The organism is Mesorhizobium sp. W050 (assembly GCF_054719535.1).
Map to the genome: position 1 here is coordinate 215,605 of NZ_JBTTIH010000001.1, position 14,495 is coordinate 230,099.

General features: G+C 65.4%; 14 protein-coding genes. 8 read left to right on the forward strand and 6 right to left on the reverse strand.

Features of this window, described 5'->3' with window-relative positions:
- Positions 1-15: 15 nt before the first annotated feature.
- The 3 genes from ACYG9Y_RS01015 to ACYG9Y_RS01025 all read right to left on the reverse strand — a co-directional run bounded on the left by ACYG9Y_RS01015 (position 16) and on the right by ACYG9Y_RS01025 (position 3,297).
- Positions 16-1,551 carry a mannitol dehydrogenase family protein gene (locus tag ACYG9Y_RS01015; RefSeq protein WP_023737572.1) on the reverse strand — a complete coding sequence of 512 codons (1,536 nt, stop codon included), beginning with the start codon at positions 1,549-1,551 and terminating at the stop codon, positions 16-18.
- Complete coding sequence (locus tag ACYG9Y_RS01020; RefSeq protein ID WP_023737573.1) at positions 1,548-2,330, reverse strand: SDR family oxidoreductase; 783 nt, start codon at positions 2,328-2,330, stop codon at positions 1,548-1,550. Before ACYG9Y_RS01020 ends, ACYG9Y_RS01015 begins: the two co-directional genes overlap by 4 nt.
- A 79-nt stretch (positions 2,331-2,409) precedes the next feature.
- Positions 2,410-3,297 carry a MurR/RpiR family transcriptional regulator gene (locus ACYG9Y_RS01025; protein WP_023737574.1) on the reverse strand — a complete coding sequence of 296 codons (888 nt, stop codon included), beginning with the start codon at positions 3,295-3,297 and terminating at the stop codon, positions 2,410-2,412.
- A 301-nt stretch (positions 3,298-3,598) separates the two neighbouring features.
- Between ACYG9Y_RS01025 and ACYG9Y_RS01030 the strand changes: the two genes are divergently transcribed.
- Positions 3,599-4,783: a Gfo/Idh/MocA family protein gene (locus ACYG9Y_RS01030; RefSeq protein ID WP_023737575.1), complete on the forward strand. Its 1,185-nt coding sequence runs from the start codon at positions 3,599-3,601 to the stop codon at positions 4,781-4,783.
- Between the two features lie 6 nt (positions 4,784-4,789).
- Here ACYG9Y_RS01030 and ACYG9Y_RS01035 read toward each other — a convergent pair whose 3' ends face one another.
- From ACYG9Y_RS01035 to ACYG9Y_RS01045, 3 genes are read right to left on the reverse strand one after another with little or no spacing between them, the layout of a single operon-like run.
- Complete coding sequence (locus tag ACYG9Y_RS01035) at positions 4,790-5,653, reverse strand: carbohydrate ABC transporter permease (protein WP_023671061.1); 864 nt, start codon at positions 5,651-5,653, stop codon at positions 4,790-4,792.
- Entirely contained in the window at positions 5,650-6,540 is an 891-nt protein-coding gene (locus ACYG9Y_RS01040) for a carbohydrate ABC transporter permease (protein ID WP_023737576.1), read from the reverse strand. Before ACYG9Y_RS01040 ends, ACYG9Y_RS01035 begins: the two co-directional genes overlap by 4 nt.
- The gene (locus tag ACYG9Y_RS01045; RefSeq protein ID WP_023698622.1) at positions 6,540-7,832 is read right to left on the reverse strand and encodes an ABC transporter substrate-binding protein; all 1,293 of its coding nucleotides are present in this window, start codon (positions 7,830-7,832) and stop codon (positions 6,540-6,542) included. The genes ACYG9Y_RS01040 and ACYG9Y_RS01045 overlap by 1 nt, the downstream gene beginning before the upstream one ends.
- Positions 7,833-8,148: 316 nt before the next feature.
- Between ACYG9Y_RS01045 and ACYG9Y_RS01050 the strand changes: the two genes are divergently transcribed.
- The 7 genes from ACYG9Y_RS01050 to ACYG9Y_RS01080 are packed head-to-tail and all read left to right on the forward strand — an operon-like array spanning position 8,149 to position 14,463.
- Entirely contained in the window at positions 8,149-9,423 is a 1,275-nt protein-coding gene (locus ACYG9Y_RS01050; RefSeq protein WP_023698621.1) for an extracellular solute-binding protein, read from the forward strand.
- 48 nt (positions 9,424-9,471) lie between these two features.
- Positions 9,472-10,404 (forward strand): carbohydrate ABC transporter permease, encoded by a 933-nt coding sequence (locus ACYG9Y_RS01055; RefSeq protein ID WP_027049764.1) that lies wholly within the window; start codon positions 9,472-9,474, stop codon positions 10,402-10,404.
- On the forward strand, positions 10,401-11,258 hold the full coding sequence (locus tag ACYG9Y_RS01060; protein ID WP_023698619.1) for a carbohydrate ABC transporter permease: 858 nt from the start codon (positions 10,401-10,403) through the stop codon (positions 11,256-11,258). Before ACYG9Y_RS01055 ends, ACYG9Y_RS01060 begins: the two co-directional genes overlap by 4 nt.
- Positions 11,255-11,995 (forward strand): PIG-L deacetylase family protein, encoded by a 741-nt coding sequence (locus ACYG9Y_RS01065; protein WP_023698618.1) that lies wholly within the window; start codon positions 11,255-11,257, stop codon positions 11,993-11,995. Before ACYG9Y_RS01060 ends, ACYG9Y_RS01065 begins: the two co-directional genes overlap by 4 nt.
- Complete coding sequence (locus ACYG9Y_RS01070) at positions 11,992-12,867, forward strand: ROK family protein (protein ID WP_023698617.1); 876 nt, start codon at positions 11,992-11,994, stop codon at positions 12,865-12,867. The genes ACYG9Y_RS01065 and ACYG9Y_RS01070 overlap by 4 nt, the downstream gene beginning before the upstream one ends.
- Complete coding sequence (locus ACYG9Y_RS01075) at positions 12,864-13,634, forward strand: GntR family transcriptional regulator (protein WP_023683130.1); 771 nt, start codon at positions 12,864-12,866, stop codon at positions 13,632-13,634. Before ACYG9Y_RS01070 ends, ACYG9Y_RS01075 begins: the two co-directional genes overlap by 4 nt.
- A 37-nt stretch (positions 13,635-13,671) precedes the next feature.
- Complete coding sequence (locus ACYG9Y_RS01080; protein ID WP_023686509.1) at positions 13,672-14,463, forward strand: sugar isomerase domain-containing protein; 792 nt, start codon at positions 13,672-13,674, stop codon at positions 14,461-14,463.
- Positions 14,464-14,495 lie beyond the last annotated feature (32 nt).

The following is a 14,495-nucleotide window of genomic DNA, read 5'->3' on the forward strand; positions in this document are numbered from 1 at the left end:
CCTAGACCCCGACGACTATAATGCCGATTGTTTGGATCGCTTCAACCTCGCGACCTCATCTTGTTCAAGACTGTGCCGGACAGCCGCCATCGGATCGTCCGACAGCAGGTCGCCCAGCGCCGATGTGACGGCCGCGCGGAACGTATCGTCGGCGGCAAGGCCGGGGTCGAATATCCCGTCGATGGCAAGGATGGCGGACACCAGCGCGCTGGCATCGTGACCGGTCGCATCGGCGATCGCGGCGACCTTGCCGGCATAGGGATCCGACACCGGCCAGCGTCTGCCGAAACGTTCCGAGGCCTGGATCAGATAGGCCATCCAGCCGGCGACCGGCACCGACAGCAGGCCAACGCTGGCGCTCTGTCTCAGCCGGTCGCGGATCGGGTTGAGCAGGCGCTGGACGATCTTCTGCGAACCGTCGGTGGCAATCTGGTGGTTGCGGTGGCGGATCGCGGTGTTCTTCAGCCGGGCAAGACTCTGCTCGACATAGGCAAGCGGCAGGATGCCCGGCACCGGCATCAGCGTCGGCACAGTCTCTTCGACCAGCATGCGCCTGATGAAGTCCGACAGCAGCGGGTCGGCCATGGCATCCGATGTGTGCTCGAGACCAGCCAGAACGCCGAGCGTGGCGAGTGCCGTCTGGGCGCCATTCAGCACCCGCATCTTGAGATGCTCAAACGGCGTGACGTCGTCGACAAAGGTGGCGCCGACCAGATCCCAGCGCGGCATGCGGCCGGCGAATTTTTCCTCGATCACCCATTGCCGGAACGGCTCACCGACAGCGACGGCGGCATCGTGGTAGCCGAACCATTGTTCGACACTGTCGAGGTCATCCTGCGTCACCGCCGGCGCGATGCGGTCGACCATGGCCGCGGGGAACGCGACATTGGCCTCTATCCAGCGGGCCAGCCCTTTGCTCCGCCGTTCGGCAAACGTCCGCACGACATTGTTCAGGATAGTACCGTTGGTCGGAATGTTGTCACAGGAGAGAAACGTTATGGGTCGCTCATGTGTGGCCCTGCGCTGCTCCAGCGCCCGCACCAACAGGCCGGGGACGCTGCGCGGCTTCTCGGGGTTGGCGAGGTCGTGGACGATATCAGGATGGCCAAGGTCGAGTTCGCCGCTGGACGGGACGTGGCAATAGCCTTTTTCCGTCACTGTCATCGTCACCAACTCGATATCGGGTGAGATCAGCACGCCGAGCGCCAGTGCCGCACTCTCCTGGCTGTCGACCACCCGGACGATGCTGCCGATGACGCGCGCCTCGATGTGGCTGTTCTCGCGGATCAGCCTTGTGTACAGCCCGCCCTGCCGTCCCAGCGTGTCGGCAAGGCTGGGCGGACGGATGTTGATGCCGACGATGCCCCAGCGGTCGAAGCGCAGCGAGATGAGATCGTCGGTGTATTCGGCCTGATGGCAGCGGTGGAAGGCGCCGACGCCGAGATGCGCCATGCCGGGCGAGAGGAGCGTACGGTCATAGGACGGTGTCTGGACCGAGGCCGGCAAGCGGTCGAGCAGCGCCGGCCCAAGCGTTTCGGTGGAAGCGCTCACCGGTTCGCCCCGATCACCGCCTGTTCCTGGTCGATGACCGCGCCGGTCATCGGTCCGGCGGCATCGGAGAGCAGGAAGACGGCGAGGCTGGCGATGTCGTCCGGCGTCAGCAGCCGGCCGAAAGGCTGCGCGGCATTGGCCTTGTCGAGCCAGCCAGGGCCGTTGCCCAATGTCTCCGCCTGCATGATGCGTTCGGCCGGCGTGTCGGTCCAGCCGACATTGATGCCGTTGACGCGGATGCGATCGAAACGGTGGGCGTTGGCGGCGTTCCTGGTCAGCGTCGCCAGCGCGCCCTTGGTGGCGGAATAGACGGCGAGTTCCGGCGAACCGCAATGGGCGTTGATCGACAGGATGTTGAGAATGGCGCCGCCCTGTCCGCGCTGCTTCATGTCGGCAATCGCCGCCTGCATCAGGAAGAACGGCGCGCGCGTGTTGACGGCAAACAGTGCCGCCCAGTCGTCGAGGCTGGCGTCGAGGAAGGAGGCGCGATCGGTCAGGCCGGCGGCGTTGACCAGCGCATCGATGCGGCCGAAGCGCTCGATGCAGGCTTGCGCCAGAAGGGTGGGGGCGTCAGGATCGGCAAGGTCGGCGGCGACGAAGATGGTCGGCGTGCCCATTTGCGAAAGCTCGGCCGCCACAGCCTCGCCACGCGTCTTCTCTCGGCCGGTGACCAGCAGCCCGGCGGCACCGGAACGCGCCAGCGTCTCGGCAATGGCGCGGCCAATGCCTTGCGTCGACCCGGTGACCAGAGCCACCTTGCCGTCAAGCCGGATCTCCATTCCTCCTCCCGGGAATAAAGTTTCTATTTTGAGAAATATGGAACGACAATTCCCGATAGTCAATTGGACCAGTGACGCCTCATTCGCCGCGCCGCGCCGCCACGCCATGGACCAGCGCCATCCCAACGGCGAGCGAGGCCGCCAGTGAGCGGAAGCCGGCAAAGTCGGATTCCACCACTTCCAGCCAGCTGTCCGAGAGCGGGATCAGCGGGCTGAAGGTGCTGTCGGTGACGGTGACGATGCGCGCCTTGCGCTCATGCGCCACCGCGACGAGATCGGGCGTGATCGAATTGTAGGGGCTGAAGGAGACAGCGAGCACGGCATCCCGGCCGCCGATGCAGCCGATCTGGTCGAGTGCGGAGGACCCGACATTGTCGACCAGCACGTTGCGCACGCCTTGCTGCGAGAGCGTCAGCGAGAGATAGGCGGTGACGGGAAAGGCGCGCTTGGAGCCGATGACATAGATCAGCTCGGCCGCCGCCAGCAGCGCCACCATCTTGTCGAAACTCTCGACGTCGAAGCCGGCCTCGATGCGCCCCAGCGAGGCCTGCGATGCGCCGACCATGCCGTGCAGGAAATGCAGATTTGGCTCGGTCTCGGTGCGCGGTTCGCCGCGCCCTTCCGGCCATGAGCCCTTGATGTGCTCCTTGAACAGGCCCTGGAAATCGGAAAAGCCGGAATAGCCGAAGATCTGGGCAAAGCGCACCAGCGTCGAGGGCTGCACGCCGGCCTGTGCCGCAACCTGCGCGATGGTGCCGAGCGCGACGTCGCTCGGATGCTGCCACAGGAAGATTGCCACCTGGCGCAGCCGCTTGGGGAAATGCACCGTGCCCGACGACAGCACCGCGCGCAGCTCCTCATAGGTCTGCGGCTGGATGTAGCCAAGCGCGGCCAGCGAGCGCCCGCGCTTGCGCGTCGCCGCCTCGTCGGTGCTGGACCGTCCGGATGCCTTGCTTGCCCCACTCATGATTTCAGGCTAGCGCGATACGATCGTTTTACAATATGAAAATTGGAAATCATGTTCGAAAGTGTGACTGATGCGAGCGGTCAAAAGCAGCGCTCTACGGCGCCCCCCTCTGTCCTGCCGGACATCTCCCCCACGGGTGGGGAGATTGGCAGTTTCGCCTTCGGCGCCCTCTTGCGACGTCTGAGATTGGCGAAGGCCGCTGTGGTGCCTGATCTCCCCCCTCGTGGGGGAGATGTCCGGTAGGACAGAGGGGGGCGGGACAGAACTCGACGACGGCAAAACTGTCTTCCCAGGAGGAAACATGGTCTACGCAACATCGGACGGATCGGCGGGCAAGCGGCTGCGGGTCGGCATGGTCGGCGGCGGCCGCAACGCTTTCATCGGCGCGGTGCATCGGCTCGCCATGCGCCTCGACGACCAGATCGTGCTGGTCGCCGGCGCGCTGTCGTCGGACCCGGAAAACGCCGCCGCATCGGCCGCCGTGATCGGCATCGCGCCCGAGCGCAGCTATGCCGATTATCGCGCCATGGCACGAGCCGAAGCGGCGCGGCCGGACGGCATCGAGGCGGTGGTCATCGTCACGCCCAACCATCTGCACGCGCCGATCGCCACGGCCTTTCTCGAGGCCGGCATCGACGTGATCTGCGACAAGCCGCTGTCGACGACGCTGGCCGACGCAGAAGCATTGGTGGCGCTGGCGCGGGAGAAAAAGCGACGCTTCGTCGTCACGCTCAACAACACCGGCTACGCCATGGTCCGCCAGGCGCGCGAGATGGTGGCGGCGGGCGCGCTTGGCCGCATCGTGTCCGTGCATGGCGCCTACATCCAGGACTGGCTGACCAAGCCGATCGACGCCGAGGGCCAGAAGCAGGCGGAGTGGCGCACCGATCCGGCGCGCGCCGGGCAGTCGGCGGTGCTGGCCGATATCGGCGTGCATGCCTTCAACCTGGCAAGCTATATCTCCGGCTGTGAGGCCGAGGCGGTGTCGGCCGATCTGTTCACCGCCGTCCCCAGACGCCGGCTCGACGACAATGCGCATGTGCTGGTGCACTGGACGGGCGGGGCGCGCGGCACGATCCTCGCCAGCCAGACCTCGCCCGGCCACTACAATGATCTCTCGGTGCGCATCTATGGCGACAAAGCCGGGCTCGAATGGTCGGGCGGCCGGCCGGAAGAACTGCGCTTCTCCATCTACGGCGAGGAGACCCGCACGCTGGTGCGCGGCGGCCATGGCTCGACCACTGAGAGCCAGCGCGTGTCGCGCATGCCGGCGGCGCATCCGGAGGGATATATCGAGGCCTTCGCCAATTTCTACCGCGACGCCGCCGACATCATTCGCGCGCACCGTTCGGGCGGGTCGGTTGATCCGGCGCGCGCGGCACAGGTGCCCGATGTCGTCGATGGCGCGCGCGGGGTGAAGTTTGTGGCGGCGGCGGTGGAGTCGAATGCTGCGGGTGGGGCTTGGACGGCGGCACGGTTCGGGTGAGGCGAGCTATCCCTTGATCGCCGAGCCGACGATGGAATCGACGAAGAAGCGCTGCAGGAAGACGAACAGGATGAGCGGCGGCAGCACGGCCAGCGTGGCGCCGGCCATCACCAGGCCGGTGTTGACCGCGCCCCTGTTGTAGCTCAGCAACCGGCTCAGGCTGATGACGATCGGATAGGCGTCGGCATTGCCCTGCAGCACGGTCAGCGGCCACAGATAGCTGTTCCAGTGATAGACGAAGGCGAAGAGGGCCAGAGCCGCGATTGCGGGGGCGACGCTCGGCGCGACGATCTTGTAGAGGATCAAGAACTCCGAGGCGCCGTCCATGCGCGCGGCGTCGATGAGCTCGTCGGGCACGCCGGAGATGAACTGGCGCATCAGGAAGATGCCGAAAGCATTGGCGAGATTGGGCACGATGATGCCGGCGAGGCTGGCGTTGAGGCCGATCGAGCCGACCAGGCGATAGAGCGGGATCAACGTCACGATCGGCGGCAGGAACATGGTGGCGATCAGCAGAGAAAACAGCAGCGACTTCCCGGGGAAGTGGTATTTGGCGAAGGCGTAGCCGGCCATCATGCTGGTCAGCAGGATGCCGGCGGTGGTGATCGAGGCGATGACCAGGGAATTCCACATCGAGCGGCCGACATTGATCACGCCCGACACCTTCTCATAGGCGTCGAGGCTCGGCGTAAGGGGGATCCACACCGGCGGCACCTGCATGCTCTCGGCCGGCGTCTTGAGGCTCGACAGCGCCATCCAGACCAGCGGGAAGGCCGAGGCGACGGCGACCAGCAGCATCAGCGTCGCCAGCAGCGCCTTGCGGCCGGACGGGCGCCGGCGCGACAGCCGGCTCGACGATCCCGCGCTCATTCGTCGTTCTTCCGGTTGGCGAAGGCAAACAGCGCGCAGACGACGACAATCAGCGAAAGCATCAGCATCACCGCCATGGCCGAACCCAGTCCACCCTGCGCACGCTCGATGCCGACGCGGCGGATGTGGTAGGTCAGCACATTGGTCGAGCCGACCGGCCCGCCCTGCGTGATCAGGGCAACCGGCTCGAACACCTGCACGGCGTTAATGATGGCGATGACGGCGCTGAACAGAAGCGTGCGCCGCATCAGCGGCAGCGTGATGAAGCGGAACTGCTCGAAACGGTTGGCGCCGTCGAGCTTTGCTGCTTCATACAGGCTGCCGGGGATTTGCGTCAGTCCGGCGATCGCCAGCACGGTGAAATAGCCGACCTGCTGCCAGACATTGAGGAAGACGATCGAGATCAGCGCCGAGCGCGGCGACGACAGGAAAGGCTGCGGGCCGATGCCGATAAGGCCGAGCATCTGGTTGAGAGGGCCTTCGCTCGGCGAATAGAGTTTCGACCACACCAGCGCGACAGCGATCATCGGCACCATGTAGGTGGCAAACAGCACCGTGCGCAGTGCCGTGCCGCCGGCGACGTCGCGCTGGTAAACCATCAGGCCGAAGGCCACCGACAGAGGCAGGATGAGGACGACGGAGAGCGCGGTGTAGACGGCTGTGTTGACGAGTGCGGCCTTGAAATCGCGGCCGACGGAGGAGACCCCAAAAATCTCGCGGAAATTGTCGACGCCGACGAAGCCGGCGCTGGAAAACGGTGTCTGCGTCGACCAGTCCTGGAACGACAGCCAGACGGTGAGCAGCATTGGCAACAGGACGAAGATGCCGATCAGCGTCACGGCGGGCGCCAGCATGATGCCCGCCGAGGCACGGTACCTCTGAATCATTATTTGGCGGCGCGCTCCAGGATCGAAATGGCGTCGGCCTGCGCCGTCGCCTGCGCATCCTTGGCCGAGACCTGGCCATACTGCAACGCCTCGAGCGTCTGCTGCAGCGATTCCGAGAATTCCTGGCCGCCCGGCACCACCGGGAACGGCTTGGCGTCGGTGAGCACGCTGACATAGCCGGAGAGGAATTCCGAGCCGAGCTTGTCCTTGTGCGCCTCGATGTCGGAGAGGCGTGAGGGCAGGATGCCCATCGACATGAGGATATCCGACATCGCGGAAGCGCCGTTCTTGCCGGACTTTGGATTGTTCAGCCAGGCGAGGAAGTCCCACGCCGCCTTCTGCTCGGCGGCACCTGCATTGGCGTTGACCACGGTCATCCAGGAGTAGGAGATCGAATGCGGCTTGTCGCCGCTCGGGCCGACGGGAATCGGCGCCGTTGCAATGTCGGCGAATCTGTCGCCCATGCCGGCCTTCAGCGCGCTCTCCCACCAATTGGCCATGATGATCATGCCGGTCTTGCCGGAGACGAAATTGTCGAGGAAGGGGCCGGTGGTGTTGGCGTCGGCTGTCGCCATCGACGGCACGCTGGCGCCCGACTTGATCAGGTCTTCATAGAGCTGGAAAGTCTCCGCGGCCTGCGGGCTGTCGAGCACCGGCTTGCCGTCCTTGACCAGGTCGCCGCCATTGGAGACCAGCAGCGAGGCGAAGGGGTGGACGACGCCGGCCGCCCAGGAGTTGATCATGCCGAAGCCTTGCTGTCCCGCATCCTGGTTGGTCAGCTTCTTGGCCGCATCCTTGAACTCGTCCCAGGTCTTGGGTGGCGCCGCGATGCCGGCCTGCTTGAGCAGCGCCTTGTTGTAGTTCAGCGCATAGACGTCGATTTCGTTGGGGATGCCGTAGAGCGTGCCGCCGACCGAGGCGGCGCTGGTGATGCCCGCCGGCCATGCGGCCTTGACCTCGCTGGCCACCGCATCGGGGGCGGGCGCGACCAGCTTGTCGCGCGCCAGTTCCGGCAACCAGAGATCGTAGATGCCGCCGATCGTCGGGCCGTCCGCGCCGCCGCCTTGCGAGCGCAGCGTGGTCAGGAGGTCGCCGAAGGGGACGGCGCGCACGGTGACGCTGACATCCGGATTGGTCTTGGCATAATCCTTGGCCGCCGCTTCCAGCAGCGCGACCGTCTCCGGCGACCAGTGGGTGAGATAGGAGATGTTGACCGATTGCGCCCAGCCGGTGGTGGGCAGGATGGCGAGGCCTGCGGCCAGTGCCAGTTTCGACGTCCAGGCAAACGACATTCCTCATCCTCCTATCGGTTCACAATGACGTTATGACAAGTTAGCGCGGCGACGCAAGGGCTTGCTGGCGAAAAAGTCTCACATCGCACGGTCACAGATTTCTTTGCAGCGCTGGAATGTGGATATTTATCGTTAGATAACAAACGGATGCGGGTACTGCAATGTCGTGAGGGGGCCAACGCCGCCATTCCTGAGGCGCAGCAGACCTCTTGCGAATGCCGCTATGTCATTATAATGACTTTTCCCGAGCCAATGGCTCTCTCACGGCAGGAAATGCCGCGGGACGCCAAGGACAGAGAACAATGGGAGACTGGCAATGAGCATGCTTTCACTTGACCGGCGCGCAGCACTTGGCCTGATCGGCGGCCTTGCCGCCGCCTGCGCCGGCGTCTTCGCCTCATTGCCGGCGCGAGCCGCCGACAGCACGGTGACGCTGTGGAGCTGGCGCACCGAGGACGAGGCAGCGATGCGCCGCATCTTCGATGCCTTCGAGGCGAAGAACCCCGGCATCAAGGTCGCCATCCAGTTCACGCCCGATGCCGACTACCAGAACCGGCTGAGCACGGCGCTGCGCGGCGGGCGCGGGCCCGACATCGCCCAGCTCAAGGCCTATGGCGAATTGCAGCCCTTCGTCGAGGCCGGCTATCTCGACGCGCTGGACGACAGCGTGCCGGAGCTGAAGAACATGGAGGACGCGGCGCTTGGCGGCGCGCGCGGCCGCAGCGACGGCAAGCTCTATGGCGTGCCCTATTCGGTGCCGATGATGGGCGTCTTCTACAACCAGGATATCTTCGCCGCCCAGGGCATCGAGATACCGAAGACCTACAAGGATTTCACCGCTGTCTGCGAGAAGCTGAAGGCGGCCGGCATCACGCCGATCGCCACCGGCGGCGCCAACGGCTCGGCCTGGGAACTGGAGATCGCCGTCGGCGTCGTCGGCCCGACCGTCTATGGTCCTGAATTCTACGACGAGATGATGAGCGGCAAGGCGACCTTCGAGGATCCGCGCTATGTCGCGGCGCTGAAGCGCTTCGCCGAGCTGAAGCCGTATTTCCCCGACGGCTTCGCCGGCATCGACTACACCACCGCCACGCAGCAGTTCATCGGCGGCAAGGCGGCGATGTTCCTCGGCGGTTCGTTCGAGAACGGCAGCTTCAAGGCGCAGAACCCGAAGCTGAAATTCTCGATCTTCCCGTTCCCCGCCGACGATGCCGGGGCAAAACTCTACACCTCGGCCTTCTCCGACGGCTCCTATGGCCTGGTCTCCGAGAGCCAGAACAAGGAAGCCGCGACCAAGGTGCTGGGCTTCATGGCTTCGGCAGAGTTCGCGCAGATGTTCGCCGACGAGCTCGGCTGGCCGCCGGCCCGCACGGATGTGACGGTGAAGGATCCAGTGCTGGCCTCGATGATGGAGATGGCGAAGAATTCGACGCCCTATCTGACGCTGGTCGGCTTCCGCTGGCAGTCGCCGACGGCGTCTTCGGTGCTGCAGTCGGAGATCATCGACATGATCGAAGGCAACATCGCGCCGGAGAAGCTGGCGGCCGACATGCAGGCCGCAGTCGCCACCTGGTTCAAGCCGAAGCAGTAGGCGCGGCCGGTCGCAAAGCGGCCGGCCTCTCACGGACCAGAAAAGCGCATGAGCACCCTTCGCCGCACCAGCAGCCTTCGCCGCACGCAGCAGCGCATGGCCGTGCTGTTCACCCTGCCGGCGCTGGCGGTCTATGCGCTGTTCGTCCTCTATCCCCTGGGGATGTCGCTCTGGGGCAGCTTCTTCGTCTGGAAGGGGCTGCGCATGGTCGAGTTCGCCGGCCTGTCGAATTTCTCAAGGCTGTTCGTTTTCCCCAGCGGCGCGCGGCTCTACGGCGCGCTGTGGCACAACACCGCCTGGTTCTTCGGCATCATGCTGTTCCAGAACGGAATCGGGCTTTTGTTCGCCTGGCTGCTGTTCCTGCGCGACAGGGGTGCTGCGTTCTTCCAGTCGGTGTTCTTCTTTCCGGCGGTGCTGAGCCCGGTCATCGTCGGCGCGCTGTGGCGGTTGCTTTTGGCACCGGGCGGCGTCGTCGAATGGGCGCTGAACGGGCTTGGCCTGCACCAGGGCAGCCTGACCGTGCTCGGCAACAGCCACACCGCGCTCGCCATGCTGATCGCCGTCGATGCCTGGAACTGGATGGGCCTGCCGGTGCTGATCTACACGGCAGGTCTGCGGCAGATTTCCGGCCAGATTTTCGAGGCGGCAAAACTTGACGGCGCCGGCAATGCGCGCATGCTGTTCTCGATCGCGCTGCCGCTGCTGATGCCGGCGCTGGGCACGCTGACGACGCTGTCGTTCATCAACACCTTCAACCAGTTCGACATCGTCTATGTCATGCAGGGCGTGCAGGGCAATCCGAGCTATTCGACCGACACGCTGGTGACCTACTTCTACCGGCTGGCCTTCGGCGCGGAAGGCGCTGTCGGCATCACCGATATCGGTCTGGCGCTGGCGCTCGGCACCGTGCTGTTTTTGATCCTCAGCATCGGCACGCTCATGATGCTGCGCTTCTTCGACCGCCGCACGGTGCAGCTATGAGCGCGCTGGCGATTTCACAAAGACCGGCCATCTCTCGGCAGCTGGCGCGGCTGCCCGGCTGGACGGTGCTGGTCGTTTGGACGGCGGCCGTGCTGTTGCCGCTCTACATCCTCATCGTCTCCTGTTTCAAGACCACGGCCGAGATCTACGACAACAGGCTCGGCCTGCCGCAAAGCTTTGCCTTCGACAATTTCATCAACGCCTGGACGCGCGCCGATCTCGGCCAGAATTTCATCAACAGCCTGATCGTCACGGGCGGCGCCGTCATCCTCACCATCGTCGTCTCGGCGATGGCCGCCTATCCGCTCAGCCGCTACAAGCTTGGCTGGAATGCCATCATGCTCGGCCTGTTCCTGTCCGGCATCATGCTGCCCATCCGGTTGGCCTCGGTCGAACTGTTCACGCTGATGCGCAATCTCGGCCTGCTGGATTCGCTGACCGGACTGATCCTGGTCTATTCGGCGATCCGCATTCCCTTCGCCGTCTTCATCTTCGCCAATTTCATGCGCGTCTTGCCCTCCGAGTTGGACGAGGCGGCGCGCATGGACGGCGCCGGCGAGGTCCGCATCCTGTTCCAGATCATCCTGCCGATGGTCAAGCCGGCGGTGTCGATCGTGGCAATCTTCACCGCGATCGCGGTGTGGAACGATTTCTTCTTCCCGCTGATCTTCATCTTCGACGACCGCTACAAGACGGTGCCGCTGGCGATCAGCGTCTTCGTCGGCCAGTTCCGCACCGACTGGGGCCTGGTGTTCGCCTCGCTGGCGATATCCATGGCGCCCATCCTGATCATGTATTGTCTGCTGGCGCGGCAGATTCGCGAAGGCGTCGGCACCGGAGGGGGCATGAAATGATCGAAGACAGGATTTATGCGGCGAAATCCATCCTGGTGGTCGGCGCACACGCCTTCGATGCCGAGGTGATGGCCGGGCCGCTGGCGGCCGCTGCCGTCAAGCGCGGCGCCACGGTGACCTTCCTGCATCTGACCATGGGTGAGCAGGGCCATCCGTACCTGGTTCCCGCGCATTATTGCGTGCAGAAGGAAGAGGAAGCGGGCAGCGCGGCGGAGCGGCTCGGCGTCGCCATGCGTAGCTTTGGCCTGCGCGACGGCTTCCTGCCCACAGACGATCAGACGGCGCTCGAAGTGGGCGACATCATTCGCGAGCTGAAACCCGAGATCGTCATCACCCATTGGCATGGCAGCTGGCACAAGGACCATCGCGCCGCCGCGCATTTGACGAAGACCGGTATCTTCTTCGCCGGACTGCCGACCGTTGCCAGCGACCATCCGGCGCACACGCCGCAACTGCTGCTGTTCGGCGAGAACTGGGAGGACGATGACGGCTTCCGGCCCGAGCATCTCGTCGATGTCAGCGACGGGTTCGAGGCCTGGCGCGACGCGGTCATGGAGTATGAGCTGGCGCGCGGCCTGAGCAGCTTCCCCTATGTCGACTATTACAGTTCGCTCTACCGGCTGCGCGGCTGCCTGCGTGGCACGCGCCATGCGCAGGCCTTCGCGGCGGCGTCGCATTCGTGGAATGCCGGCAGCGGCCTGTTCTCGCTCCCCTTCGGCAAAGGGTCCGGTCGATGAGGCGGGTACTCGCCATCGATCTCGGCGGCACCAATCTGCGCGCCGCCGTATCTACGGGCGATGTCGGTGCGTTGGAGGCGCTGGGCAGCGAGCCGGCGCCGGCAACCCTTGGTGCCTTCATTGCGCGCATCGACGCGCTGTGCGCTGAGGCCGGGTCGGTCTCAGCGCTTGGCATCGCGGTGCCGGGTCTGGTCGAGGGCTCAATCTGCCGCTGGATCCCCAACTTGCCGTTCCTCGACGGCGTCGATATCCAGCCGCTGTTTCCCGAACTGCGCGTAGCGCTCGGCAATGACGCGCAGATTGCGCTGCTGGCGGAGGCTGTCGAAGGCAGTGCGAAAAACATGTCGGAAGCGATCCTGCTCGCCATCGGCACCGGCATCGGTTCGGCGGTGCTGGCCAATGGCCGCATCGTTGCCGGCGCGCATGGCGGCGCCTGCTCGTTCGGCTGGGCCTGCGCCGACGTGAGGGATCATGGTGAAGAGCGCAGCGGCTGGCTGGAGCGCGTCGCGTCGGGCCGGGCGCTTGATGCCCTTGCCGGACAGATCGGCCTTGCCGACGGCCGCCAGCTGATCGCCGCTGCCCAGGCCGGCGAACTGGCCGCACTCACCTTGCTTGAACTGCCGGCGCGACAGCTCGGCACCGCGCTTGCAGGCGCTGTCGCGCTGCTCGATCCGCAAGCGGTTCTGATTTCGGGTGGTTTGGCGGAGGCGCTGGATGTGATCCGGCCGCCGCTGCTTGCAGCGCTGCGACGCCAACTGCCGCCGCATCTGCGCGGCATCGACGTCAAGCCCGGAAAATTCGGTCCCCGCGCCGGCCTCGTCGGCGCGGCGCTGGCCGGCGCCGTTGGGCAAGGGTGGAGGCATGTGCGATGAGCGAAGCAAGCTTTCAGCAGCCGGACCGCAGACGGCCGGAGCCGCTCTGGTATCAGGTCGAAGAGGCGATCCGCGCCATCGTCAAGAGCGGCGAATGGGCAACGGGCGACCAGATCCCGGCGGAGGACAGGCTGTGCGCCCTGTTCGGCGTCAGCCGCATCACGCTGCGCCACGCCTTGCGCAACCTCGAGGAGGCAGGACTGCTCAGGCGCGAACATGGCCGCGGCACGTTCGTGCGCTCGACCACGCTGGTCGCCGGCACGCGCGAGCTGACCAGCTTCACCCAGGAGATGGGCAATATGGGCGTGGTCGCGGGCTCGCGCCTGCTCGACTGCAGCCTGACCACCGCCAACGCGGCGGCTGCCGGCGCGCTGGAGATCGAGGAAGGCGATCCGGTGGTGCGCATTCGCAGGCTGCGGCTCGGCAACAACGAGCCGATCGGCATTCAGACGGCGCAGCTGTCGGCCGTGCGCGTGCCGGGCTTCCTCGATGCCGGCCTGCTGCAGGGCTCGCTCTACGAGGCGCTGGAGCGCCATTACGGCATCGTGCCGGTGGCGGCGCGGGAAAACTACCGGGTCGGCGCGGTCGGCGCGGCGGACGCCGAACTGCTCGACCTCGCTGTCGGCAGCCCGGCCTTCGTCGTCGAACGCATCACCACCGACGAGCGCGGCCCGTTCGAATTCACCGTCTCGATCATGCGCGGCGACCGCTACGAAATCCGCTCGACGCTGCGCGCCGGACGCGTGCCGCTGAACCCGAGAAGCTGATCCATTCCAGACCGACACAGCAAACAGGAGTACCCACGTGTCCGATCTCTACATCCACCGTCTCGCCGCCCTCATCGACCAGGCTGCGAAAGCCAATGAAGAGGCCTTTGGCCAGGCCGCCAGCCGCTTTGCCGACTCGCTCGAGGGCGGCGGGCTGGTGCATCTCTATGGCTCCGGCCATTCGGTGCTGCCGGTGCAGGAAGTGTTTCCGCGCTATGGCAGCTATGTCGGCTTCAACCCCCTGACCGACCCGCGCGTGATGTGGCACAATGTGCTCGGCGCCGGCGGCGTGCGCGAGCTTTTGTGGCTGGAGCGTACGGAAAGATACGCCGAAAAATTCCTCGACCACCAGCCGCTCAACAAGGGCGATTCGATCATCATCTTCGGCCATAGCGGCCGCAACTCGTCGGGCATCGACACCGCGCTCTACGCCAGGAAGCGCGGCATCTTCGTCGTCGCGGTCACCAGCAAGAACAATCTGGACAAGCCGGCGACGCACTCCTCCGGCAAGCGGCTGGCCGATGCCGCCGACCTCGTCATCGACACCTGTTCGCCGATCGAGGACGCCATCGTGCCGGTCGAGGGCTGGAGCCGGCCGGTGTCGGGCTCATCGACGGTGCTTGCCATGATCCTGGCGCATGAGCTGATCGCGCGCACCGCCGAGCAGCTCGCCAAGCGGGGCATCGAACTGCCGGTCTTCGCCTCGCCGACCATTGCCGGCGTGACGTTGCACGACACCGACGTCATCTATGGCGTCTACCGCGAGCGTATGCTGGAGGCGCAGCAGAAGCACCTGCCGACCTTCCAGGCAACGATGCGCGGAGAGTGAAAAAAGGGAGGCCCGGCACATGCCGGGCCTCC